Source organism: Shimia sp. (genome assembly GCF_041624275.1).
GTDB lineage: Bacteria > Pseudomonadota > Alphaproteobacteria > Rhodobacterales > Rhodobacteraceae > Shimia.
The window spans coordinates 1-21,314 of the sequence record NZ_JBFJVE010000023.1 but is presented as its reverse complement, the minus strand read 5'-3'; the positions used below and the strand labels follow the sequence as shown (position 1 = coordinate 21,314).

The 21,314-nt window shown below is 65.8% G+C and carries 28 protein-coding genes and 1 other RNA gene; 12 read left to right on the top strand and 17 right to left on the bottom strand.

Translation table 11 applies throughout. The annotated features are described in order from the left end of the window. The first annotated feature begins 299 nt into the window (after positions 1 to 299). Entirely contained in the window at positions 300 to 887 is a 588-nt protein-coding gene (locus tag ABZD10_RS03435) for an acyl-homoserine-lactone synthase (RefSeq protein ID WP_372884704.1), read from the top strand. A 102-nt stretch (positions 888 to 989) separates the two neighbouring features. Here ABZD10_RS03435 and rpmE read toward each other — a convergent pair whose 3' ends face one another. From rpmE to ffh, 10 genes are all read right to left on the bottom strand, one after another. Then, positions 990 to 1,211 (bottom strand): 50S ribosomal protein L31, encoded by a 222-nt coding sequence (gene rpmE / locus ABZD10_RS03430; protein ID WP_372884703.1) that lies wholly within the window; start codon positions 1,209 to 1,211, stop codon positions 990 to 992. A gap of 11 nt (positions 1,212 to 1,222) precedes the next feature. Continuing rightward, positions 1,223 to 1,597, bottom strand: coding sequence for a 50S ribosomal protein L19 (rplS, locus tag ABZD10_RS03425; protein ID WP_349980538.1), 375 nt, complete (start codon positions 1,595 to 1,597; stop codon positions 1,223 to 1,225). 301 nt (positions 1,598 to 1,898) lie between these two features. After that, positions 1,899 to 2,705, bottom strand: coding sequence for a tRNA (guanosine(37)-N1)-methyltransferase TrmD (gene trmD, locus ABZD10_RS03420; protein WP_372884702.1), 807 nt, complete (start codon positions 2,703 to 2,705; stop codon positions 1,899 to 1,901). Between the two features lie 120 nt (positions 2,706 to 2,825). Then, positions 2,826 to 3,635: a hypothetical protein gene (locus ABZD10_RS03415; RefSeq protein ID WP_372884701.1), complete on the bottom strand. Its 810-nt coding sequence runs from the start codon at positions 3,633 to 3,635 to the stop codon at positions 2,826 to 2,828. After that, positions 3,636 to 4,139 (bottom strand): ribosome maturation factor RimM, encoded by a 504-nt coding sequence (rimM, locus tag ABZD10_RS03410; RefSeq protein ID WP_372884700.1) that lies wholly within the window; start codon positions 4,137 to 4,139, stop codon positions 3,636 to 3,638. Between the two features lie 188 nt (positions 4,140 to 4,327). Further along, positions 4,328 to 4,684: a 30S ribosomal protein S16 gene (gene rpsP, locus ABZD10_RS03405; RefSeq protein ID WP_372884699.1), complete on the bottom strand. Its 357-nt coding sequence runs from the start codon at positions 4,682 to 4,684 to the stop codon at positions 4,328 to 4,330. A 71-nt stretch (positions 4,685 to 4,755) separates the two neighbouring features. Then, the gene (locus ABZD10_RS03400) at positions 4,756 to 5,052 is read right to left on the bottom strand and encodes a chorismate mutase (protein ID WP_372884698.1); all 297 of its coding nucleotides are present in this window, start codon (positions 5,050 to 5,052) and stop codon (positions 4,756 to 4,758) included. After that, positions 5,045 to 5,650 carry a GNAT family N-acetyltransferase gene (locus tag ABZD10_RS03395; RefSeq protein WP_372884697.1) on the bottom strand — a complete coding sequence of 202 codons (606 nt, stop codon included), beginning with the start codon at positions 5,648 to 5,650 and terminating at the stop codon, positions 5,045 to 5,047. The genes ABZD10_RS03400 and ABZD10_RS03395 overlap by 8 nt, the downstream gene beginning before the upstream one ends. Then, a complete protein-coding gene (locus ABZD10_RS03390; protein ID WP_372884696.1) occupies positions 5,650 to 6,204 on the bottom strand; it encodes a GNAT family N-acetyltransferase in 555 nt (184 codons plus the stop codon). Before ABZD10_RS03390 ends, ABZD10_RS03395 begins: the two co-directional genes overlap by 1 nt. Positions 6,205 to 6,309: 105 nt before the next feature. Further along, positions 6,310 to 7,830, bottom strand: coding sequence for a signal recognition particle protein (gene ffh / locus ABZD10_RS03385; RefSeq protein WP_372884695.1), 1,521 nt, complete (start codon positions 7,828 to 7,830; stop codon positions 6,310 to 6,312). 235 nt (positions 7,831 to 8,065) lie between these two features. Between ffh and ABZD10_RS03380 the strand changes: the two genes are divergently transcribed. After that, complete coding sequence (locus ABZD10_RS03380; protein ID WP_372884694.1) at positions 8,066 to 9,202, top strand: ATP-grasp domain-containing protein; 1,137 nt, start codon at positions 8,066 to 8,068, stop codon at positions 9,200 to 9,202. 71 nt (positions 9,203 to 9,273) lie between these two features. Next, positions 9,274 to 9,810: a prolyl-tRNA synthetase associated domain-containing protein gene (locus ABZD10_RS03375; RefSeq protein WP_372884693.1), complete on the top strand. Its 537-nt coding sequence runs from the start codon at positions 9,274 to 9,276 to the stop codon at positions 9,808 to 9,810. A gap of 96 nt (positions 9,811 to 9,906) precedes the next feature. Here the strand turns inward: ABZD10_RS03375 and ABZD10_RS03370 are convergent, their stop codons facing one another. Then, the gene (locus ABZD10_RS03370) at positions 9,907 to 10,446 is read right to left on the bottom strand and encodes an FMN-dependent NADH-azoreductase (protein ID WP_372884692.1); all 540 of its coding nucleotides are present in this window, start codon (positions 10,444 to 10,446) and stop codon (positions 9,907 to 9,909) included. Positions 10,447 to 10,583: 137 nt separating this feature from the next. Here ABZD10_RS03370 and ABZD10_RS03365 point away from each other — a divergent pair, with 137 nt between their 5' ends. Continuing rightward, positions 10,584 to 11,468 (top strand): LysR family transcriptional regulator, encoded by an 885-nt coding sequence (locus ABZD10_RS03365; protein ID WP_372884691.1) that lies wholly within the window; start codon positions 10,584 to 10,586, stop codon positions 11,466 to 11,468. Next, positions 11,465 to 12,394, top strand: coding sequence for a DMT family transporter (locus tag ABZD10_RS03360; protein WP_372884690.1), 930 nt, complete (start codon positions 11,465 to 11,467; stop codon positions 12,392 to 12,394). Before ABZD10_RS03365 ends, ABZD10_RS03360 begins: the two co-directional genes overlap by 4 nt. Here the strand turns inward: ABZD10_RS03360 and ABZD10_RS03355 are convergent. Next, positions 12,364 to 12,696 (bottom strand): ArsR/SmtB family transcription factor, encoded by a 333-nt coding sequence (locus ABZD10_RS03355; protein WP_372884689.1) that lies wholly within the window; start codon positions 12,694 to 12,696, stop codon positions 12,364 to 12,366. The two genes, ABZD10_RS03360 and ABZD10_RS03355, sit on opposite strands and share 31 nt — an antisense overlap. A gap of 272 nt (positions 12,697 to 12,968) precedes the next feature. Here ABZD10_RS03355 and ABZD10_RS03350 point away from each other — a divergent pair, with 272 nt between their 5' ends. The 5 genes from ABZD10_RS03350 (at position 12,969) to ABZD10_RS03330 (ending at position 15,572) form a co-directional block, all read left to right on the top strand. Then, a complete protein-coding gene (locus tag ABZD10_RS03350) occupies positions 12,969 to 13,298 on the top strand; it encodes an AtpZ/AtpI family protein (protein ID WP_372884688.1) in 330 nt (109 codons plus the stop codon). Positions 13,299 to 13,300: 2 nt separating this feature from the next. After that, positions 13,301 to 14,059, top strand: a complete 759-nt coding sequence (locus ABZD10_RS03345; protein ID WP_372884687.1) for a F0F1 ATP synthase subunit A — start codon at positions 13,301 to 13,303, stop codon at positions 14,057 to 14,059. Between the two features lie 90 nt (positions 14,060 to 14,149). Continuing rightward, positions 14,150 to 14,374 carry a F0F1 ATP synthase subunit C gene (locus ABZD10_RS03340; RefSeq protein WP_022572950.1) on the top strand — a complete coding sequence of 75 codons (225 nt, stop codon included), beginning with the start codon at positions 14,150 to 14,152 and terminating at the stop codon, positions 14,372 to 14,374. Positions 14,375 to 14,463: 89 nt separating this feature from the next. Next, complete coding sequence (locus tag ABZD10_RS03335) at positions 14,464 to 15,009, top strand: F0F1 ATP synthase subunit B' (RefSeq protein WP_372884686.1); 546 nt, start codon at positions 14,464 to 14,466, stop codon at positions 15,007 to 15,009. Between the two features lie 5 nt (positions 15,010 to 15,014). Then, positions 15,015 to 15,572: a F0F1 ATP synthase subunit B gene (locus ABZD10_RS03330; RefSeq protein ID WP_372884685.1), complete on the top strand. Its 558-nt coding sequence runs from the start codon at positions 15,015 to 15,017 to the stop codon at positions 15,570 to 15,572. Positions 15,573 to 15,904: 332 nt separating this feature from the next. Here the strand turns inward: ABZD10_RS03330 and ABZD10_RS03325 are convergent, their stop codons facing one another. Further along, a complete protein-coding gene (locus ABZD10_RS03325; RefSeq protein WP_372884684.1) occupies positions 15,905 to 16,543 on the bottom strand; it encodes a ribonuclease T in 639 nt (212 codons plus the stop codon). Between the two features lie 145 nt (positions 16,544 to 16,688). Between ABZD10_RS03325 and ABZD10_RS03320 the strand changes: the two genes are divergently transcribed. Continuing rightward, the gene (locus ABZD10_RS03320) at positions 16,689 to 17,438 is read left to right on the top strand and encodes a DUF1013 domain-containing protein (protein ID WP_372884683.1); all 750 of its coding nucleotides are present in this window, start codon (positions 16,689 to 16,691) and stop codon (positions 17,436 to 17,438) included. A gap of 123 nt (positions 17,439 to 17,561) precedes the next feature. On the opposite strand, the gene recR is transcribed toward ABZD10_RS03320, so the two are convergent. From recR to ABZD10_RS03305, 3 genes are all read right to left on the bottom strand, one after another. Next, positions 17,562 to 18,152 (bottom strand): recombination mediator RecR, encoded by a 591-nt coding sequence (gene recR, locus ABZD10_RS03315; RefSeq protein ID WP_372884682.1) that lies wholly within the window; start codon positions 18,150 to 18,152, stop codon positions 17,562 to 17,564. Between the two features lie 81 nt (positions 18,153 to 18,233). Next, entirely contained in the window at positions 18,234 to 18,578 is a 345-nt protein-coding gene (locus tag ABZD10_RS03310; RefSeq protein WP_372884681.1) for a YbaB/EbfC family nucleoid-associated protein, read from the bottom strand. A gap of 84 nt (positions 18,579 to 18,662) precedes the next feature. Continuing rightward, complete coding sequence (locus ABZD10_RS03305) at positions 18,663 to 20,438, bottom strand: DNA polymerase III subunit gamma/tau (RefSeq protein ID WP_372884680.1); 1,776 nt, start codon at positions 20,436 to 20,438, stop codon at positions 18,663 to 18,665. 182 nt (positions 20,439 to 20,620) lie between these two features. On the opposite strand from ABZD10_RS03305, the gene ABZD10_RS03300 reads away from it, so the two are divergent. Beyond that, the gene (locus tag ABZD10_RS03300) at positions 20,621 to 21,106 is read left to right on the top strand and encodes a protein phosphatase (RefSeq protein ID WP_372884679.1); all 486 of its coding nucleotides are present in this window, start codon (positions 20,621 to 20,623) and stop codon (positions 21,104 to 21,106) included. A gap of 88 nt (positions 21,107 to 21,194) precedes the next feature. Here the strand turns inward: ABZD10_RS03300 and ffs are convergent. Continuing rightward, positions 21,195 to 21,293: signal recognition particle sRNA small type (gene ffs, locus ABZD10_RS03295), an RNA gene on the bottom strand. Positions 21,294 to 21,314 lie beyond the last annotated feature (21 nt).

Here is a 21,314-nt window from a genome sequence, read left to right as displayed (position 1 = left end):
GTTTCTGCGCAAAAGCCAATTTGTTATTTCAAGCCACAATTCGGCAATAGTTCAACGGAAAGTTGTTTTTTTTGTGGCTTTTCGCCTCAATTCCGGCCATAGTTTACCAAAATAAAGAATTCTGGGCAGGAATGATGAAGCAGGAACTCAAGAGTCGGCTCACGAAGGCCGCGACGGTTTTCCCCAGACTATCGTCGGAACCGGCGGTGGCGGCAAGCCAAACAACACCGTCATGGGCGAAAAAAAACCGCCACGGGGCAGGTGGCGGGGCACCGGACCCGAGAATTGGGCGGGGCAATGTGAAAAGCACCGTGCTGTCGGTCGAGAACATGAGTTCCTATGGCAGTCTCTATGTCGATTTCCTCAAGGTGCGGCGCCAGGTCTTTGTCGAGGACAAGGGCTGGGGGCTGCCGGTGGTCGACGGCATGGAGTTCGACCAGTATGACACCCCGTTCAGCCGCTGGATCGTGATCCATGAGCACGGCGAGATCCTCGCCGGCGTGCGCCTGATCCCGACGACGGCGAAATGCGGCATGTATTCCTATATGCTGCGCGACGCCCAGCTCGGGCTTCTCGATCAGATTCCGCCCGATATCCTGCTGGTCGAGGCGCCGGTCAAGAAGGAGATCTGGGAAGCCTCGCGGATGTTCATCTCGGCCAATGTGCCGTCGCATCGCCGGCTGGTGATCCAGACCATCCTGATGGAGGATATGGTCAATACCGCCCGCGATCTCGGGGCGAGCCATGTCATCGGCATCGTGCCGGCGGTCTGGTCGCGCTGGCTGCGGCGGATGAACTTCACCGGCTTTGCCTGCGGTCCGCGCATGTGGTTCGGGCGCGACAGGTCGCAGGCGGTGCTGCTGAAGGTCGTCGACAGGCCGCATTGACCGTCGCGGCAGGACCGCCCCGCGCGGTCGGCGAAAAACCGTCAGCGAAAGAAAAACGCCGCCCCGAGGGACGGCGTTTTCCGAAACGATTCTGAACCGTGCTTAGAAGCCCAGTCCTTCGTATTTCTTCTTGAACTTCGACACGCGTCCGCCGGCGTCCAGCAGGCGCGAGGTGCCGCCGGTCCAGGCCGGGTGCACGGTCGGGTCGATGTCGAGCGCCATCTGGTCGCCTTCCTTGCCCCAGGTCGAGCGCATCTTGAGGACGGTGCCGTCGGTCATCTTGACGTCGATGAAGTGGTAATCGGGATGGGTGTCTTTTTTCATGATACCGCTCCTCAGGCTTTCTTGGGCTTGTAGTTGGAGTCTTCCGCGATCCGGGCCGACTTGCCGCGACGCGAGCGCAGGTAGTACAGTTTGGCGCGGCGCACGCGGCCACGGCGCACGACGGTGATGCTGTCGATGTTGGTCGAGTGCAGCGGGAACACACGCTCCACACCTTCGCCGAACGAGATCTTGCGAACGGTGAAGGAACCGGCGATGCCGGAGCCGTTCTTGCGGCTGATGCAGACACCTTCGTAGTTCTGCACACGGCTGCGCGAGCCTTCGGTCACTTTGTAGCCGACACGGATGGTGTCACCGGCTTTGAAGTCGGGGATGTCTTTCCCCAGGGCGGCAATCTGTTCCGCCTCGAGCTGTGCGATCAGATCCATCTGACCTTCTCCTAAATCTGCTCGTGGTTGGTCCACGAAGTTGATGCCGTCTCAGAGCTCTGTGTCTTCTTCCGGGTCCACCGCGGTGCCCGCCAGAGATCAGCCGTCGTTTCTTCCGTTTTCTGGGCCGCTTCGCGCCGATGCCGAAGAAAACACCGGGATTGCGAATGCCGCACAGATCCGAACGACTCGAAAGGAGTCCCGGACGGGCGGTGTATAGGGCCAGAAGATCATATGCGCAAGGGCCGGAAATGCAAAGCGCCGTCGATCCCGGTCTCTGCTCGGGGCCCCGGCCGGGGTTTCAGTCGGGGGGGGCCCCGGTGCCGGCGAGATGGCGTGCCCAGAGGTCGGGGCGGCGTTCGCGGGTCAGCGCCTTGGCCTGCTCGCGCCGCCATTCGGCGATCTTGCCGTGATGGCCCGACATCAGCACCTCGGGGATGGCGCGGCCCATCCATTCGGCGGGGCGGGTGTACTGCGGGTGTTCCAGCAGACCGGCCGAGTGGCTTTCGTCCTCGATGCTTTCGGCATTGCCCAGCACCGAGGGCAGCAGCCGCACGGTGGCGTCGATCATCGCCTGCGCCGCGATCTCGCCGCCGGTGAGGACGAAATCGCCCAGCGACACCTCCTGGACGCCATAGTGGTCGAGCACCCGCTGGTCGACGCCTTCGAAACGGCCGCAGAGCAGGGTGACGCCGTCGCATTGCGCCCAGTCGCGGGCCATCTGCTGGTCAAAGCGGCGGCCGCGCGGCGACAGGTAGACCAGCGGCCAGCGCCCGCGCGTGCCGCGCATCGTGTGTTCGATGGCATTGCCCAGCACGTCGGCGCGCAGCACCATGCCGGCGCCGCCGCCGGCCGGCGTGTCGTCGACATTGCGGTGCCGTCCGATGCCGAAGGGGCGCAGGTCGGTGGTCTCGATCTGCCACTTGCCGTCCTTCAGTGCCTTGCCGGTCAGGCTTTCGCCAAGCACGCCGGGAAAGGCCTGCGGAAACAGGGTGATGATCCGCGCCGTCCAGACCCCGGCGAGGCGCGGATTGTGGGTGAGGAGTTCGCGCGGCTTCAGCGAAACCGAAATCGACTTGCGCCCGTGCGATCGGGTTTTCTCGGTCATGATGCCTCTTTCCTGTCAGCGTGGCGCGGCGCGCGCCGGAGGTGTTTTCCGGTGTCTTCCGCTGCCTTCATGTGACCGAAATCGGCGCCAAGGTCCAGCCTGCCGCCGGGCGCGGCCGGTTCAGCCCTTGCTGCGTGCCGCTGACCCGAGCCAGCGTTGCAGCGCCTCTTTCTTGGCCCGCTGCGCCTCGGGGCGGGGCAGGTTGCTGCGGTTGATGCGCAGATAGGCGTCGCGCAGCGCCTCGGGCAGCGCCGGGTTCTGGGGCGGCAGCGGCTTCAGCCGGGCGCGGGTCTCGGGGGCGATCCCGAGCAGGTCGAGCAGCGGCTCCAGCGGCCCCAGCGGCAGGTCTCGGCAGGTCTCCAGCCGCCCCCAGGCGACGCGATGCGGGGCCACCGCGACCCGCACCAGATCGATGATCCGCCCCAGCCGCGCCGAGTCGCGATAGGCGGTGGCATAGGCCTCGGCGTCGAGTTCCATCTTCACCGTGCGCAGGTGCTGGGCGTGGCAGCTGCGCAGCCAGGGGCCGGCGTCGCGGACCGAGAAATAGAAGATCAGCTGCGGCGGGTCGCGCCAGACCTGCGCGACGCATTCGGCGAGGGCCTGCATCAGATCGGGGGCGGCGTCATAGCCGGTCAGGCCGCGCCGCCCCGGCATATGCCCCAAGAGATCTTCGCTGCTGATGATGGTGTCGCGCGGCGGCGCATCGGCGATGCGCTGGAGAGTCTCGGTCAGCTCATGGCGGAAACCGAGCAGATCATAGGCTTGGCGGCTGGCGGAATAGGCGCGGGCCCATTCGCAGACCGAGGGCAGGTCCGGGCGCAGCAGGATCTCGGTCTGCGGGGCCAGCTTGCGGCGGTTCCTGCCCAGCGTTTTCTGGATGCTCGTCGTGCCGGTCTTGTGAAATCCCGGATGGATGAGCAGCCTGCGCATTCAGAGCAGCCCCTCGGGCGGGTCGGCGACGATGCGGCCGGCGGCCATGTCGACGGTTGGCACCGCCTCGCGGGTGAAGGGCAGCAGCACCGTGTTCGACAGCCCCGCGACGCGGATTTCCAGCAGATCGGCGGCGCCGTGGTTCTGCACCGAGCGTACCTCGCCCAGAAGGGTGCCGCCGGTGTCGAAGACCTGCATGCCGATCAGGTCGGCATAGTAGAATTCGTCCTCGGGCAGGGCGGGCAGGCGGTCGCGCGGCACGAAGAGCTTCAGCCCCTTCAGCGCGTCGGCCTCTTCCTTGCTGTCGATGCCCGAGAGCCGCGCCGCCATGCCGTTCTTGATGCTGCGGGTGATTCGCACCTCGAAGCTCTGCGTGCCGTCCTCGCTGCAAAGCGGCGCGTAATCCGCGATCGCCCCGGCATCGGCGGTGAAGCTTTTCAGCCGCACCTCGCCGCGCACCCCGTAGGAGCCGGCGATCGCCCCGACACAGACCATTTCCGTCATCGATAAACCCCAACCTGTCTTGCGGGCGCGATTTTCCTTCATCCGGGCGCGAAGGGCAAGCGCCGGCGCGCCGGAAGCGCAGTCAAAAATCCCGGCCCAAAGGAACGGCCCAAAGGAAACGGGGCGCCCTGCATCAGGACGCCCCGCCTTGCGATCATCGGCCTGCGCCCGCGAAGGGCGCCGCGCGATTATTCCTCGGCAGCGGCTTCGGCGGCCTTGGCGGCCTTTTCCTCGGCGCGGTCCTTGGCTTTCTGGCCGGGCTCGGCCTTCTTGGGGTTGTTGCGCTCGGTTTTCGCCAGGGCGCCGGCGGCTTCGAGGAAGCGGGCGACGCGGTCCGACGGTTTGGCGCCCTGGTCGAGCCAGTACTGGACGCGTTCCATGTCCAGTTTCACGCGCTCTTCCGAATCCTTCGGCAGCAGCGGGTTGTAGGTGCCCAGTTTCTCGATGAAACGGCCGTCGCGGGGCATACGGCTGTCAGCCGCAACAACGCGATAGAAGGGACGTTTTTTCGAGCCGCCGCGGGCGAGACGAATTTTCATAGCCATGGTGATTTCTCCTTTGAATGGCAGTGCACCGATGGTGCGATTAGGTGTGCGGTGCGTGCAGAGCACGCACCCTACGTTTGGTGTTGTTTGTGGTGCTGAATGACTTCAGCGATGATGAAGTTCAGAAACTTCTTGGCGAATTCCGGGTCGAGATCGGCCTCTTGCGCCAATGCTTCGAGCCGTGCGATCTGGGCCGTTTCGCGGTTGGGATCGGACGGGGGAAGGTCGTGTTCGGCTTTCAGTTTCCCGACAGCCTGGGTGTGTTTGAACCGTTCGCCCAGCGTGTAGACGAGGATCGCGTCGAGCCGGTCGATGCTTTCGCGATGTTCTTTCAGCACCTCGGCGGCGCGGGTCACGGCGTCAGTCAAGAGCATATCCTTTCGGTTTGAACATCGGGTCGGCATAGTGGCTGATTTCCATCTCGATGCCGTCGTTGATCTGGCTGTGGGCCAGTTTCGCCGGAGACGGATGGCGGTAGACCACGTCGTTGCCATCGACCGAGGCCGCCTCTTTGTCCTTCACCGCGCCGAGACGTTCGGCCAGGCGGATCGAATCGAGGTTCTTGGGGTCGAGATAGGAGACCGCCCCGTCCCAGCCGAGGTTGGCATAGAAATACTTGCGCGCCGCATGCACCGCCTCGAGCGCATAGCCCTGCCCGGCCGCCTTGGGCCAGATGATCCAGGCGATCTCGCGTTCCGGCCAGGCGGCGGGCATCCAGCCGCCGGCCATGCCGTAGGTCTCGTCGGTGTGCTTGTCGTGGATCATCCACATGCCGTAGCCGCGGATGTTCCAGTGGCCGATCTCGGCGGCGTAGAGCATCCAGGTTTCGTAGGGATTGAGCGGCCCGCCCATGAAGCGGCTGCGATAGGAGGCGAAAGTGGCCTTGAAATTGGGGTAGTCCTCGGCCTCGGGGCCGCGCAGGACCAGGCGTTTGGTTTCAAGAACGGGAATGTTTCTCGTGGCCATTATGCATATGCCTCCATGCCGCCGTTGACCAGGGTGTCGGGCGCCGGGTGGCGCCAGATCTCGGTGAGACCGTATTCGGGATCGTCGTGCGTCTTCTCGAAGCCGGCGCCGAGGCGGCGGGCGACCGCCTTGGAGGCGTGGTTCTCGGGGGCGATCTGCGAGATCGCGGTCTGCCAGCCGAGGATGTCATAGGCATGGCTGCGCGCCGCGATCGCCGCCTCGGTGGCAAAGCCCCGCCCCCAGGCATGGGGCATCAGGGTCCAGCCGACCTCGCGTTCGGGCCAGCCGTCGGGATACCACAGGCCGACGCGGCCCATGTAGCCTCCGCCGGCCTTTTCCTCGAGCGCCCAGAAGCCGAAGCCGCGCAGGGCCCAGTGGCCGATCATCATCGCCATCGCGCGCCAGGCGCGGTGCGCCGGCATCGGGCCGCCGACGAAACGCGCCGCGTCGCTGGCCAGGAACTCCTTTTCGAAGGCGATGTCGTCTTCGCGGATCGCGCGCAGGATCAGCCGCTCGGTTTCCAGGGTCGGGATGGAGAAGGTGGTGACGCTCATGCCGCACCTCGCAACGCCGCGCCGCGCACCATCGCCGCCATCAGGGCGGTGGCAAGGCGGGGACGCCTCCGGCGGGAGTATTTGCAGCGAGATGAAGACATGGTGTTATTTCTTTTTGCCGAAGCCCGAGAGGCCCGGGGGCAGGCCCATGCCGCCGCCGAGACCCGGCAGGCCGCCGGGCAATCCGCCGCGCCCGCCCATCGCCTTGGCCGCGGCCTCGAGCGCCTTGGGGTCCATCTGCGACGGGTCGATGCCGGCCGGCAGGTCGCCGCCCTTGCCCATCATGCCCTTCATCGCCTGTTTCAGCATGCCGCCTTTGCCCATCTTGCCCATCTTCTTCATCATGTCGCCCATCTGGCGCTGCATCTTCAGAAGCTTGTTGAGGTCGCTGACCTCCATGCCGGCACCGGCGGCGATGCGTTTCTTGCGGCTGGCCTGCAGGATCTGGGGGTTGGCGCGCTCGAGTTTGGTCATCGACTGGATCAGCGCCACCTGGCGTTTGATCATCCTGTCGTCAAAGCCGGCCTCGGCCACCTGTTTCGACATTTTCGCCATGCCGGGCATCATGCCCATGATGCCTTCCATGCCGCCCATCTTCTGCATCTGCTCGAGCTGCATCTTCATGTCGTTCATGTTGAAGCGGCCCTTCTGGAAACGCTTCATCATCTTTTCGGCCTGTTCGGCCTCGATGGTTTCCTGGGCTTTCTCGACCAGCGCCACGATGTCGCCCATGCCGAGGATACGGCCGGCGATACGCTCGGGCTCGAAGGTCTCCAGCGCCTCCATCTTTTCGCCCAGACCGACGAATTTGATCGGCTTGCCGGTGACGGCGCGCATCGACAGGGCGGCACCGCCGCGCCCGTCGCCGTCCATCCGGGTCAGGACCACGCCGGAAATGCCGATCTTGCCGTCGAATTCCTCGGCCACTTCCACCGCCACCTGACCGGTCAGACCGTCGACCACCAGCAGGGTTTCGCGCGGGTTGACCGCGTCGCGCACGTCCTCGACCTCTTGCATGAGGACTTCGTCGATCTGCAAGCGGCCGGCGGTGTCGAGCATATAGACGTCATAACCGCCCAGGGTGGCCTGCTGCTTGGCGCGTTTGGCGATCTGCACAGCGCTTTCACCGGCCACGATGGGCAGGGTGTCGACGCCGATCTGGCTGCCCAGAACCGCCAGCTGCTGCATCGCCGCCGGGCGGTAGATGTCGAGCGAGGCCATCAGCACCCGCTTGCCGTTCTTCTCGGTCAGGCGTTTGGCCAGTTTGCCGGTGGTGGTGGTCTTGCCCGAGCCCTGCAGGCCGACCATCAGGATCGGGGTCGGCGGGTTGTCGATCTTGAGTTCGCCGGGCTCTTCGTTGTCGCCCTCGAGCACGTGTTTCAGCTCGTCATGGACGATCTTCACCACCTGCTGGCCCGGGGTCACCGATTTGGTCACCGCCTGGCCGGTGGCCTTGGCCTGAACCGCCTTGACGAAGTCGCGCGCCACCGGCAGCGAGACGTCGGCCTCCAGAAGGGCAACGCGCACCTCGCGCAGGGCGGTCTTGACGTCATCCTCGGAGAGGGCACCCTGGCTGGTCAGCCGGTCAAAGACCCCGGAGAGGCGTTCGCTTAGATTTTCAAACATCGCGGTCCGGTTCCTTCTTACCGTTGCTCTCTGGCCCGAACTTAAGCACGAACCGCCCAAACGCCAATGTCCCCCGTGGGCGCAACGCGCTGACGGGGGGCGATCCCGGCCCAATGGCCAAGGGACCGGAAGCTTTGACGGACTCCCGGAATTGGGGGCGTGTAGCCCTGTTGCCGGGGGGAGTCAAGTATGCGAGACACGTGGTTCCGGGGATGAGGCAAAGAAACGCGCGCGCATGAAGATATTGATCCTGCGGGAGGACTGGCAGGCCAGTCTGGCCTGTATCCAGAGTTTCGGCCGTCGTGGGCATCAGGTCTATGCTCTTCGCCATGGCGCGCGGTCCGACCACGCCCGATCCGACTACCTGTCCGGGCTGCTGCCGGCGCTGCCCGAGCGCCCGGTGGAGGCGCGCGCGCAGGCGCTGTGCGATCTGGTCGCGGCCCGGGGCTTCGATCTGGTGGTGCCGATCAGCGATGCCGATGCCGGAACGGTGGCACTGGCGGCCGCGCTGCGGCCGGACTGCCGGGCCTTCGTCAGCCCGTCGCCGGCGGCGGTCGAGGTGGCGCGCGACCGCAATCGGACGGCGGCGCTGTGCGAGGCGCTGGGGCTGCACATGCCAGCGTCGCGGCGGGTCACCCGGGACAGCCTGCCCGAGGCGGCGGCAGAGCTGGGCTTTCCCTGTTTCCTGAAACTGTCGCACAGCGCCGCCTCGGGCGGGGTGTTCGAACTGGCATCTTCGGCGGATCTGGCCCGGGCCGGCGCCGGGCTTGGCGCCGGGGTCGCGGCGCAGCTGCAGCGGAAAGTCGAGGGCGACTTTCTGGGCATTACCGGCTTCTGCCTGCAAGGACGGCTGCTCGAGTCCGCCGGGTTCCGGGCGCCTTACGAGGATGTGAGACACGGCACCCCGCCCTATGCCTGGGTCGAGGACTCGCCACAGATGGTCGACATCCTGTCCCGGATCGCCGGGCATCTGAACTGGACCGGCGGCATCGATCTCGATTTCATCGAGGAGGGCGACGACCGGCTGGCCCTGCTGGAGATCAACCCGCGCCTGTCCGGGACGGTGAATATCGCCCTGGCGCTGGGACGCGACCTGCCGGCACATTACCTGGCCGCCATTGGGGCGCCGCCGCGGCCGGCGCCGATCGCAGCGCGGCGCTTCGACGTGTTCGTCAGCCTGGCCGAAGAGGCGCGGGCGCGCAAACGTCCGGGCGGCGTGCAGGCGACGCGCAGAATCGGCAGGCTGAGACTGGCGGATAACGGCTACAGGGATGATCGCGGCTATGCCCGGGCGCTGTTTCTCAGGCGCTGCGGGCTGCGCTGCGAGGAATGGGGCATGCGCCTGTTGCGGCGGTTGCGTTTACGCGCCTGACAGGCCAAGGAGGGCGCTGCTCCGGTCGTCGGGAATCCGGGTCGGGGCGGACAGCTATCAGGGGACAGATCATGGACGCCTCATCGACATATCAGGACAGCCTGCCGCTCAGCTCGGATACGCTGTTGAAGCGGCTCGAAGACTGGGGGCTCTCGTTCACCCGCCACAGCCATGTGCCGCTGCGCACGGTCGAGGAGGCCAAGGCGGTGGAGGCGGCGCTGGAGGTGCCCGGCGAGACCGCCTTCCGGCTGAAGAACCTCTATCTGCGCGACCGCAAGAAGCGCAATTACCTGGTCAGCCTGCACCAGGACCGCGCCATCGACCTCAAGGTGCTGGGCGCCGATCTGGGGGTGGGCAACCTGTCTTTCGGATCGGCCGAGCGGCTGTTGCAGATGCTGGGCATCCGCCCCGGCGCGGTCAGCCCGCTGGCGATGGTGAACGGGGCCGAGACCGGGGTGCGGTTCTTCATGGACGCGGCGGCGCGCGAGGCCGACCGCATCTATATGCACCCGCTGGTCAATGATCGCACCATCGGCATGCCGCCGGCCGACCTGTCGCGGTTTTTCGACCGTATCGGGGTGACGCCCGAATGGCTTGAGCTGGCCTGATCTGGCCTGATCTGGCCCGATCTGGCCTGAGCGGCACGGGGGGCGCTGCCCCCCGCACCCCCCGGGATACTTGCGGCAAGAGAAAGGGGCGGGGGCTCAGGCCGCCTTGGCCGGGGCGAGGCCGTCCTTGTCGAGGATGGTGACATCGGTGATGCCGATGAAGCCGAGGGCAAAGCGCAGGTAGGTGCTGGCGAAGTCGAAGTCGGACCCCAGCGGCACTCCGCCGGTGGCAATCGAGATGATTGCCTTCTTGCCGGTCAGCAACCCCTTGGGGCCGTTCTCGGTATAGGCGAAGGTCACGCCGACGCGGGCGATCTGGTCGATCCAGGCCTTGAGCACCGCCGGGATCGAGAAATTGTACATCGGGGTGCCGATGACGATGGTGTCGGCGCTCTGGATTTCCGCGATCAGGGAGTCGGAGAAGGCCAGTGCCCGGGCCTGGGCGGCGTCGCGTTCCTCGGGGGCGATGAAGGTCGAGGTGACCCAAGTGGGGTCGAGGAAGGGCAGGCCTTCGGCTAGATCGCGGGTGATGACGATGTCTGCGTTTTCCGCAGCCACCAGTTCGGCCGATTTCAGTCGCGACAGAGAGCCCTCGTGGCGGGCCGAGGCATTGATGTGCAAAACGGTGCGGGACATGACCTTTCCTTTCGTGGTCGATTGGGTCTGACGCGGAAATAACCATTGCAAAAATGAACGCAATTGCAATAATTGCACGCAATCTGTTGAAATTTGCACAGCTCTGCCGGCGCAGGGCAGCATCAAGGGAGGCCGGCATGGACAATTGGGACGAGGTGCGCACCGCCTATCAGGTGGCAAAGCTGGGCACGGTCAGCGGCGCGGCGCAGGTGCTGGGGGTGCATCATGCCACCGTGATCCGCCATATCGACGCCCTCGAGGCCAGGCTGGGGGCCAAGCTGTTTCAGCGCCATGCCCGTGGCTATACGCCGACCGAGGCCGGGGCCGACCTGTTGCAGGTGGCCAAGGCGACCGACGACCAGTTCGGCCTGCTCGAGGGGCGCATCAAGGGCGGCGGGTCCGAGGTGTCGGGCGAGCTGATCGTCACCACGCTGGAATCGATGACGCGGCTATTGGTGCCGATCCTGACCGAGTTCCAGCAGCTCTACCCGGATGTGGTGGTGCGGCTGATGACCGGCACCCGGCTGTTCCGCCTTGAATATGGCGAGGCCCATGTCGCGCTGCGCGCCGGCCCGCGGCCGCAGGAGCTGGACAACGTGGTCCGGTCGCTTGGCAAGCTGCGCCTCGGCCTGTTCGCCAGCCCGACCTATGTCGCCAATCACGGTCTGCCCGGCACCCTGGAGGAACTGAAACGCCACCGCTTTGTCGGGCCCGACCGCGATGCCTCGGCGCGGGTGCCCTTCCTGGCCTGGATGAAAGAGCATCTCGACGAGGACCGGATCGTGTTCCGCAGCGCCGATTCCAACGCCAACGAACAGGCGGTGATCGCCGGCGCGGGGATCGGCTTCCTGCCGCGCTGGGTCACCCATGCCCACCCCGAGCTGCACGAGGTGCTGCCGCCGCAGGAGGGCTGGAGCGGCGATCTGTGGATCGTCACCCATGTCGATCTGCACCGGACCACCAAGGTTCAGGCCTTTTCCGCCTTCCTGCGCGAGCGCGCCGACGTCTGGACCTGCCCATGAGCGCCGCCGGGCGCGGCCACCTGGCGATGCTGCTGTTCTCGGCGCTGGTCGCGGGGTCGTTCTCGCTGGGATCGCTGGTCGCAAACGAGATCGCGCCGATGGCGCTGAACGCGCTGCGGTTCCTGATTGCCGGCGCGGTGCTCGGGGTGGCGGCTCTGGTCACCACCGGCCTGCCGCGGCGAAGCTGGCGGGCGCCCTGGCGCTACCTGGTGCTGGGGGGGCTGTTTGCCATCTATTTCGTGCTCATGTTCATCGGCCTGCAGACCGCGACCCCGGTCAGCAGCGCCGCGGTGTTCACGCTGACCCCGGTGATGGCCGCGGGGTTCGGCTATCTGCTCTTGCGCCAGGTGACCACGGCGCGCATGGCGCTGGCCCTGGCGCTGGGTGCAGCGGGGGCGCTGTGGGTGATCTTCCGTGCCGACCTCGGGGCGCTGCTCGAGTTCCGCATCGGCGGCGGCGAGATCTGGTACTTCTGGGGCTGCGTGGCCCATGCGGTCTATACGCCGATGGTGCGGCGCCTCAATCGCGGCGAACCGGCGGTGGTGTTTTCCTTCGGCGTGCTGGTCGCGGGCTGCGGGCTGCTGGCCGCCTTCGGCTGGAGCGACATCCGGGCCACCGACTGGGCGGCGCTGCCGGCCATCGTCTGGATCACCGTGATCTATCTCGCGCTGTTCGCTTCGGCCGCCACCTTCGTGCTGTTGCAGTTCGCCAGCCTAAACCTGCCGAGCGCCAAGGTCATGGCCTATACCTATCTGGTGCCGGCCTGGGTCATCCTGTGGGAACTGGCCCTGGGCCACGCGGCGCCGCCGGCTCTGGTCGCCGGGGGCATCCTGCTGACCGTGGTGGCGCTGGGCCTGCTGCTCGGCGATGACGGCCGACCCGCCGCCGCGCCGGCCTACCCCTCGGACAGTTCGCGCTCGAGATAGCGTTCGAAGGCTTCGAGGTTGACCGGCTCGAACTGGCCGAACCCCTGCATCCAGACCGAGGCCGCCTTGAGCGCATCGGGCTCCAGCTTGCACCATTTCAGGCGGCCGCGCTTTTCCTGGCTGATCAGCCCGGCATTGGCCAGGATCCCCAGATGCTTGGAAATCGCCGCCAGCGACATCTCGAAGGGTTCGGCCACATCGGTGACCGCCATATCGTCCTCGAGCAGCATCGCCAGGATCGCCCGCCGGGTCGGATCGGCGAGCGCGGAGAAGACCGTATCCAGCGCGTTTCCCTCAGTCATGCCTTGGCCGTAACCGCCCGCGCCCTCCGGGTCAAGCGCCGGGCCGGGCCGCAGGGCGGCAAATGCCGAAACTCAACCGGATCGTTGAATATGCCTTTTGCCGCAAAAACAGGACACGCCGGCCTGCGACAGACTCGACACCCTGTCTTCATCTCTTGAAAAATACTCAAAAAACAACAGCTTGAACAGGTTTTCCGGCTGCGGTTTGCGCGGTTGACTCAAGGCCCGCTGCACCGTAGCAATGCGCCAAGTTCACCAAGGGGGCTTCGCGCGTGACCGATCCCGACCAGAAACAGCGCCTGGCGCAGCTGGAACAGCGGATCGAGGCGGCCAAACTGGCCCAGGCACCCAAGCCCCGCGTGGACGAACACTATTCGGCGGCCAATCTGGCCTGGCGCATGGTGATCGAACTGGTGGCCGGTCTCGGGATCGGCTTCGGCATCGGATACGGGCTGGATATCCTGTTTGGAACCCTGCCCATCTTCATGGTGCTGTTTACATTGCTGGGTCTCGCGGCCGGTATCAAGACGATGCTGCGCAGCGCCAAGGAGATCCAGAAGGAACAAGAGGCCGAAACGGCCGAGAGAGACGAGAGGACGTAAACGTGGCAAGCGAAGCACACGGCGCAGAAGAAGGCGGCCTGGTATTCCACCCGATGGATCAGTTCATTGTGAAGCCGCTTTTCGGCGGTGATCACATCGGCATGTTCACCATCACCAACGTGACCCTCTGGATGGCCCTGGCGGTGCTGGCGGTGATTGCTCTGATGGTCTTCGGCACCCGCCGCCGCGCGGTTGTGCCCAGCCGTTCGCAGTCGATCGGCGAGCTGGCCTACGGCTTTGTCTACAAGATGGTCGAAGACGTGGCCGGCAAGGACGCGATCAAGTTCTTCCCCTATATCATGACCCTGTTCATGTTCATCGTCAGCGCCAACTTCCTCGGCCTGCTGCCGATGAGCTTTGCCACCACCTCGCATTTCGCCGTGACCGTGGTTCTGGCCCTGGCCGTGTTCCTGACCGTGACCGTCGTCGGCTTTGTCAAGAACGGCGCCGCCTTCCTGGGCCTGTTCTGGGTCTCGAGCGCGCCCCTGCCGCTGCGTCCGGTGCTGGCCCTGATCGAAGTCATCAGCTACTTTGTGCGCCCGGTCAGCCACAGCATTCGTCTGGCAGGCAACATCATGGCCGGCCACGCGGTTCTCAAAGTGTTCGCCGGTTTTGCCGCCATCGCAGTGGTCAGCCCGCTGTCGGTTGTCGCAATCACCGCAATGTATGGTCTCGAGGTCCTGGTGGCCTTCATCCAGGCCTATGTCTTCACCATCCTGACCTGTGTCTACCTGAAGGATGCGCTGCATCCCTCGCACTAAAGCAAAGGTGCGCGCAGGGCGCGCACCCCAAGACACAGGTTCTACTCGCACATATCTAATTCCAACTTCCAATCGTAAGGAGATACACCAATGGAAGGTCAACTCGCACATATCGGCGCAGGTCTCGCAGCAATCGGTTCCGGCGCAGCCGCTATCGGTGTTGGTAACGTTGCAGGCAACTACCTGGCCGGCGCACTGCGCAACCCCTCGGCCGCAGCATCGCAAACCGCGACCCTGTTCATCGGTATCGCGTTCGCAGAAGCACTGGGCATCTTCTCGTTCCTGGTTGCTCTGCTGCTGATGTTCGCCGTCTAAGCCGACTGGACTTATCCTTACGTGCGGGCGCGGGCGCGTTTTTGACAGCGCCCCGCCCGTGACCCAACGGAAGTTCCCAGGAGGACGACATGGCATCTTCAACCACGGAAGCCACTAGCCACGCCGCAGACGCCGCCGCGTCGGCGCCCGGCATGCCGCAGCTCGACTTCTCGAACTGGGGCAACCAGATTTTCTGGCTGCTGATCGCGCTGATCGCGATCTACCTCGTCCTGTCGCGCATTGCGCTGCCGCGCATCGCCGCGGTTCTGGCCGAGCGCCAGGGGACCATCACCAATGACATCGCCGCAGCCGAAGAGCTGAAGGCGAAAGCCGCCGCCGCGGAAGAGGCCTACAACAAGGCGCTGGCCGATGCCCGTGCCGAAGCCCAGGCCATCGTTGCCGCCGCCAAGGCCGAAATTCAAAGCGACCTCGACGCGGCCACCGCCAAGGCGGATGCCGAGATTGCCGCCAAGGCCGCCGAGTCGGAAAAGGCGATCGCCGAAATCCGTGCCAGCGCGCTTGAAAGCGTCAAGGCCGTGGCCACCGAAACCGCCGGCGAAATCGTCGCCGCGCTGGGTGGCAAGGCAGACGACAAGGCGGTTGCCGCCGCTGTCGGCACTCGGATGAAAGGGTAAGGATCATGCGGAAACTTGCAATTCTTCTCGCCCTGACCGCGGCCAGCCCGGCCTTTGCCGCCAGCGGACCGTTCCTGTCGCTGAAGAACACCAACTTCATCGTTCTTCTGGCCTTCATCCTGTTCATCCTGGTGCTGCTGAAGTTCAAGGTGCCGTCGCTTCTGGGCGGCATGCTCGACAAGCGCGCCGAGGGCATCCAGAGCGAGCTGGACGAGGCCCGCGCCCTGCGCGAAGAGGCGCAGACCATCCTTGCCTCCTACGAGCGCAAGCAGAAGGAAGTCGCCGAGCAGGCGGGCCGCATCGTCGAGCACGCCAAGGCCGAGGCCGCCAATGCCGCCGAACTGGCCAAGGAAGATCTCAAGGCCTCGATCGCCCGCCGTCTGGCGGCCGCGCAGGACCAGATCGCCTCGGCCGAGGCCAGCGCCGTCAAGGAAGTGCGCGATCAGGCGATCACCGTCGCCGTCGCCGCGGCCAACGAGGTGATCGCCAAGCAGATGACCGCCGCACAGGGCAACAAGCTGATCGACGACGCCATCGCCGAAGTCGACGCCAAGCTGCACTGAGCCCTGCGCCCGTCACGCCTTGGAAAGCCCGGCCTCTGGCCGGGTTTTTCGTTTTGGCGGTGCTGTCCGGGGCACAGACAGGTCGGGGTGATGCGCAGGCCGGGGTGATTCGATGTGTGAACTCGTCTCCGGTGATGCGTGCAAGCACGCATCCTACGAGGGGAAACCGCGCCTTTGTTGATGCGTGCAAGCACGCATCCTACGGGGGGACCACGCTTTTGTTGATGCGTGCAAGCACGCATCCTACGGGGGACGAGGTAGGGTTCGTGCTCGCACGCACCACCCCGATCCTCCGTCACACATGCGCCGCCACGCCCAACCGCCACATACGCTCACCGCACCGGATCGAACCGCGCGTCGTTAAGGCTGCAATCGCGGATCACGTCGCGCCCGCAGGGCACCGGGGTCAGATCCTTGGACAGGCACACCCGCGCCTCCTGGATGAAACCGTCGCGGCAGGTGATGGTCAGCATGTCCGCATCAAGCTGCGGGTTGGCCTTGAGAAAGGCCTCCTCGACCACCGAGGCCGGCAGCCTGACCGGTTTGTCCAGCTTTCGGAACACCTCGGGCCGGGTCACGCTGTCATAGGCGCGGCGCGACAGGGCATAGTAATCCTCGGCCGCGAGACCCGAGCAGCGGCCATGTTTCTTCCACTGGTACCAGGCAAGTCCCGATGTGCCCATGATGTCGGCCATGCCCTCGCTCAGCCAGCGTGGCGGGTTGCGTTCGGCGGTTACGCAATGCTCGGGCCAGCCGCGGTGATACTGCGGCCAGAGCCCGTGCAGCACCCAGCCGAAATCTTCGCTCGCATCGCATTGCGGCGATCCCTTGGCATCGCCCTCGATCGCGCACCAGTTCGGCGACCAGCTCAGCGCCATGACGTAATAGTCGAATTCGCCGGCGATATCCTCGCCGGCATGGGCCGCGCCGCCCAGCAACAGGGCGCTCAGTAGGTATTTCGCAATCCGCATTCACTCTTTCCTTATGCGCTGGATGGCACTATATAGCGCTCAAGTTCCCCGACAACGGAAACCCGCACCCGCAACAGGTGCAGCCTGCACCGCCGGGCAGCGGAGAAGATATGCGTCGGGACGAGACCTGTAAGGAGACATGCACATGACCAAATTGCTGCACCCCAAGGCGACCGCCGTTTGGTTGGTCGACAACACCACGATCAGCTTCAAGCAGATTGCCGATTTCGTCGGCATGCACGAGCTGGAGATTCAGGGCATCGCCGATGGCGATGTCGCGGTGGGCGTGAAGGGGTTTGACCCGATCGCCAATCACCAGCTGAAGCAGGAAGACATCGACAACGCCCAGGACAACCCGCTGTTCAAGCTGGTGGTGCGTTTCAACGCGGCGGCCGCCGGCGAGGAGAAACGCCGTGGCCCGCGCTATACGCCGCTGTCCAAACGTCAGGACCGCCCGGCGTCGATCCTGTGGCTGGTCAAGTTCCACCCCGAACTGTCGGACGGCCAGATCAGCAAGCTGGTCGGCACCACCAAGCCGACCATTCAGGCGATCCGCGAGCGCACCCATTGGAACATCTCCAACATCCAGCCCATCGACCCGGTGGCGCTGGGACTGTGTAAACAGTCCGAGCTGGATGCAGTGGTGCAGAAAGCCGCTGCCAAGAAGGCCGCCGAAGGCGACGTGATGAGCGATGACGAACGTCGCAAGCTGGTCTCGACCGAACAGTCGCTGGGCATGGAGGCCGAACCGAGGATCCCGACCGCCATCGAGGGGCTCGAGACCTTCTCGCTTTCGGGCAGCGACGAGGATGAGGACGACAAGGGCGACGACGACTTCTCGGATGCCGACAGCTTCTTCAACCTGCCCTCGGATGACGAGGACGAACAGCCCTGAGCCCTCGCGCCGGACACAAGAAAAGGCCTCTCGCTGCGAGAGGCCTTTTTTGTTGCCACCGGGGGCGGCGGGTTGCGCGGGGTGCCCTGACGACGGGGGCCGCGCGCCCGCCGCGCCGCAGGCTCAGAGCGTCTTGCGGGCGCTGAGCGCGGCGCTGATCGTGCCCTCGTCGAGATAGTCGAGCTCGCCGCCCACCGGCACGCCCTGGGCCAGCGAGGTCAGCCGCACCCGCCCCTCGAGCTGATCGGCGATGTAATGGGCGGTGGTCATGCCCTCGACGGTGGCGTTGAGCGCCAGGATCACCTCGGTGATGCCCTCGCTGGCGACCCGGTCGACGAGGCGCGGGATCGACAGCTCTTCGGGGCCGACCCCGTCGAGCGCCGACAGGGTGCCGCCGAGCACGTGATAGCGCCCCTTGAAGGCACCGGCGCGTTCCATGGCCCAGAGGTCCGACACCTCTTCGACGACGCAGATCTCGCCGGTGGCGCGTTTCTCGCTGGCGCAGATCTCGCAGATGTCCGAGGTGCCGACATTGCCGCAGTTGAGGCATTCGCGGGCCGAGACCGCCACCGCCTGCATGGCGTCGGCCAGCGGGGTAAGCAGCAGTGCGCGTTTGCGGATCAGGTGCAGCACCGCCCGGCGCGCGCTGCGCGGGCCGAGGCCCGGCAGCTTGGCCATCATCTCGATCAGCGTGTCGATCTCATTGCGGCTCATCGCATCTGTCTCCGACCGGAGCGCCGGCGGCTGGGCCGGCGTTTTGAGTATTTATGGCAAGATGAAGCCGGGGCTGCGGGATCAGAACGGCATCTTGAAATCGGCCGGCAGGCCGAGACCTTCGGTCAGCTTGGCCATTTCCGCCTCGGCGCGGGCGGCGGCCTTTCCCTGGGCGTCCTTGATCGCGGCGAGGATCAGGTCTTCGACCACTTCCTTGTCGTCGCCGTTGAAGATCGAGGGGTCGATGTCGAGGCCCTTCAGTTCGCCCTTGGCCGAGGCGGTCGCCTTGACCAAGCCGGCGCCGCTTTCGCCGGTGACCATGAGATTGTGCAAATCGTCCTGCATCTGCGCCATCTTGGTCTGCATTTCCTGGGCCTGTTTCATCATCTTGGCCATATCGCCGATGTTGCCTAGTCCTTTGAGCATGGAACTCTCCTGTGTGTTGGCCGGGCGGCGTGCCGCCGAAAGGGGTCGGCCCTATATCGTGTGTCGCTGCCGCGAGGGCAAGGCTCAGTCTTCCTCGAAGGGATCCCATTCGTCCTCGACCTCGGGCAGGGCCTCGGCCATGGCTTCGGCGGCGATGTCGCTCCGGGTCTTGATGGCGGTGATGCGCGCCTTGGGAAAGGCCGTGATCACCGCCTGCACCATGGGGTGTTTTCCGGCCTCGTCCTTGAGGGCGTTCTCGGCGGCGTCGCGCCTTTCGACGATGGTGTCGCCGCCGCCCTGGTTGACCACGGTCACCGCCCAGCGGTTGCCGGTCCAGGTCTGAAGCCTGGCGCCGAGGCGCTGCGCGAGGTCCGAGGGCGCGGTGTCGGTGGGCTGGAACTCGATGCGGCCGGGACGGTAGGAGACCAGGCGCAGGTCGGCCTCGACATCCATCAACAGCTTGCCGTCGCGGTTCCTGCGGATGAGTTCGAGCACGTGATCGAAGGTGGCGTAGCGGGCCAGGCCCGGCGCGGCCTGTGGTGCCAGGGCGGCCACCGTGCCGCCGGGGGCGCCGCCGAGATGGCCTCCGACATGGCCGCTGACATGGCCAGCGACGGGGGCGGTGGCATAGGCCTGGGCGCCGCTGCCGGCATGAGTGCCTGCAACACCACCGGGGCCACCGGGCAGGGGCGGCGGCGTGTCCTGCAATTTCCGCAGCAGTTCCTCGGGGCTGGGCAGGTCGGCGACATGAGTGAGCCGGATGACCGCCATCTCGGCCGCCATCATCGCGTTGGGCGCGGCGGCGACCTCTTCCAGTGCCTTCAGCAGCATCTGCCACATGCGGGTCAGGACGCGCATCGGCAGCTTGTCGGCCATGGACTGGCCGCGGGCGCGCTCGTCGGGGCTGATCGTCGGGTCGTTGGCCGCATCGGGGGTGATCTTGACCACGCTGACCCAATGGGTGATCTCGGCGAGATCGCGCAGCACCGCCATCGGATCGGCGCCATCGGCATATTGCGCCGACAGTTCGGACAGAGCGCCGCCGGCCTCGCCCTTCATGATCATGTCGAAGAGATCCAGCACCCGGCCGCGATCGGCAAGCCCCAGCATGGCGCGCACCTGATCGGCGCTGGTTTCGCCGGCGCCGTGGCTGATCGCCTGATCCAGCAGCGACTGGGCGTCGCGGGCCGAGCCTTCGGCGGCGCGGGTGATCAGGGCCAGCGCATCCTCGCTGATCTCGGCCTTTTCGGCGCTGGCGATGCGGCGCAGCATGGCGATCATGTCTTCGGGTTCGATGCGACGCAGATCAAAACGCTGGCAGCGCGACAGCACCGTCACCGGCACCTTGCGGATCTCGGTGGTGGCGAAGATGAACTTGACGTGAGCCGGCGGCTCTTCGAGGGTTTTCAGCAGCGCGTTGAAGGCGCTGGTCGAGAGCATGTGCACCTCGTCGATGATATAGATCTTGTAGCGCGCCGAGGCCGCGCGGTAATGCACCGAATCGATGATCTCGCGGATGTCGCCGACGCCGGTGCGGCTGGCGGCGTCCATCTCCATCACGTCGACATGGCGCCCTTCCATGATCGCCACGCAATGTTCGCATTTGCCGCAGGGTTCGGTGGTGGGGCCGCCGTTGCCGTCTTCGCCGATACAGTTCATCCCCTTGGCGATGATCCGCGCGGTGGTGGTCTTGCCGACGCCGCGAATGCCGGTCATGACAAAGGCCTGCGCGATGCGGTCGGCCTCGAAGGCGTTCTTCAGCGTGCGCACCATGGCCGATTGCCCGACCAGATCGGCAAAGGTCTCGGGGCGGTACTTGCGGGCGAGAACCTGATAGGCGGCTTCGGGCGTGTCGGACATGGCGGCCTTTGGGATTCGTGGATTTGGCTCCAAACTAGGCCGGGCAGGGCGGCGCGTCCATGGGGCAGCCGGCTTTTGTGTGGCGCGCGGCACGGCGCGCGCGGCTTCCGGAGCGGTGCAGGCGCGAAAGCCCTGCTTCGCAGGGTGAAACGGGCCGGTGCTGGGGCCAGGGGGAGGACAGTATGGGATTTTCCATTTGCGAGCTGGACGCCGGAGCGGGCCGGCTCGGCATCTGCCCGGCGCCGGGACGGTTCGGCGACTACCGGGGGGATCTCGGGGCGATTCTCGGCTGGCGTCCCGATCTGGTGCTGTCGATGACCGAGCCCCAGGAATTGGCGCGCATCAATGCCGGAGGGCTGTGCGCGGCACTGGGCGCGGCGGCGGTTGCCCATATCGAACTGCCGGTGCGGGACTTTGGTGCGCCGCAGGGCGAGACCTTGCAACGCTGGCCTGCCGCCTCGCGCTTGGCCCGCTGCCGTCTCGGCGAAGGCGGGCGGGTTCTGGTGCATTGCTACGGCGGCTGCGGGCGCTCGGGGATGGCGATCCTGCGCATTCTGGTCGAGATGGGCGAAGCGGGGCCGGCGGCGCTGGCACGGCTGCGCGCGGTGCGCGCCTGCGCGGTGGAAACCGACGAACAGCGGCGCTGGGGCTTTGCCGGCCACTGTTGATCGGCCGCTGATGAGGGGCCATTGATGACGGGCCATGCGCCCGCCTGCCGGGCAGGCCCGGTCTTGTGACCATTCATTGGGGGGCTGACGGTGAGAGGCTGGACATCGACCCAAGCGGGGCTCGTTGTGGCTGCTTCCTTCCGGACCTGACCAGGTTGGCGAGGCGCTTGCCCGCGCCAACCTCTCGCCTGCCGATATAGTGGGCGCC

Bases quoted from the DNA above. Each gene is read 5' to 3' on its own strand.
- rpmE (WP_372884703.1), bottom strand. From the start codon at position 1,211: ATGAAAAAAGACACCCATCCCGATTACCACTTCATCGACGTCAAGATG.
- rplS (WP_349980538.1), bottom strand. From the start codon at position 1,597: ATGGATCTGATCGCACAGCTCGAGGCGGAACAGATTGCCGCCCTGGGG.
- trmD (WP_372884702.1), bottom strand. From the start codon at position 2,705: ATGACCGAGAAAACCCGATCGCACGGGCGCAAGTCGATTTCGGTTTCG.
- ABZD10_RS03415 (WP_372884701.1), bottom strand. From the start codon at position 3,635: ATGCGCAGGCTGCTCATCCATCCGGGATTTCACAAGACCGGCACGACG.
- rimM (WP_372884700.1), bottom strand. From the start codon at position 4,139: ATGACGGAAATGGTCTGTGTCGGGGCGATCGCCGGCTCCTACGGGGTG.
- rpsP (WP_372884699.1), bottom strand. From the start codon at position 4,684: ATGGCTATGAAAATTCGTCTCGCCCGCGGCGGCTCGAAAAAACGTCCC.
- ABZD10_RS03395 (WP_372884697.1), bottom strand. From the start codon at position 5,650: ATGGCCACGAGAAACATTCCCGTTCTTGAAACCAAACGCCTGGTCCTG.
- ABZD10_RS03390 (WP_372884696.1), bottom strand. From the start codon at position 6,204: ATGAGCGTCACCACCTTCTCCATCCCGACCCTGGAAACCGAGCGGCTG.
- ffh (WP_372884695.1), bottom strand. From the start codon at position 7,830: ATGTTTGAAAATCTAAGCGAACGCCTCTCCGGGGTCTTTGACCGGCTG.
- ABZD10_RS03380 (WP_372884694.1), top strand. From the start codon at position 8,066: ATGAAGATATTGATCCTGCGGGAGGACTGGCAGGCCAGTCTGGCCTGT.
- ABZD10_RS03375 (WP_372884693.1), top strand. From the start codon at position 9,274: ATGGACGCCTCATCGACATATCAGGACAGCCTGCCGCTCAGCTCGGAT.
- ABZD10_RS03370 (WP_372884692.1), bottom strand. From the start codon at position 10,446: ATGTCCCGCACCGTTTTGCACATCAATGCCTCGGCCCGCCACGAGGGC.
- ABZD10_RS03365 (WP_372884691.1), top strand. From the start codon at position 10,584: ATGGACAATTGGGACGAGGTGCGCACCGCCTATCAGGTGGCAAAGCTG.
- ABZD10_RS03360 (WP_372884690.1), top strand. From the start codon at position 11,465: ATGAGCGCCGCCGGGCGCGGCCACCTGGCGATGCTGCTGTTCTCGGCG.
- ABZD10_RS03355 (WP_372884689.1), bottom strand. From the start codon at position 12,696: ATGACTGAGGGAAACGCGCTGGATACGGTCTTCTCCGCGCTCGCCGAT.
- ABZD10_RS03340 (WP_022572950.1), top strand. From the start codon at position 14,150: ATGGAAGGTCAACTCGCACATATCGGCGCAGGTCTCGCAGCAATCGGT.
- ABZD10_RS03335 (WP_372884686.1), top strand. From the start codon at position 14,464: ATGGCATCTTCAACCACGGAAGCCACTAGCCACGCCGCAGACGCCGCC.
- ABZD10_RS03330 (WP_372884685.1), top strand. From the start codon at position 15,015: ATGCGGAAACTTGCAATTCTTCTCGCCCTGACCGCGGCCAGCCCGGCC.
- ABZD10_RS03325 (WP_372884684.1), bottom strand. From the start codon at position 16,543: ATGCGGATTGCGAAATACCTACTGAGCGCCCTGTTGCTGGGCGGCGCG.
- ABZD10_RS03320 (WP_372884683.1), top strand. From the start codon at position 16,689: ATGACCAAATTGCTGCACCCCAAGGCGACCGCCGTTTGGTTGGTCGAC.
- recR (WP_372884682.1), bottom strand. From the start codon at position 18,152: ATGAGCCGCAATGAGATCGACACGCTGATCGAGATGATGGCCAAGCTG.
- ABZD10_RS03310 (WP_372884681.1), bottom strand. From the start codon at position 18,578: ATGCTCAAAGGACTAGGCAACATCGGCGATATGGCCAAGATGATGAAA.
- ABZD10_RS03305 (WP_372884680.1), bottom strand. From the start codon at position 20,438: ATGTCCGACACGCCCGAAGCCGCCTATCAGGTTCTCGCCCGCAAGTAC.
- ABZD10_RS03300 (WP_372884679.1), top strand. From the start codon at position 20,621: ATGGGATTTTCCATTTGCGAGCTGGACGCCGGAGCGGGCCGGCTCGGC.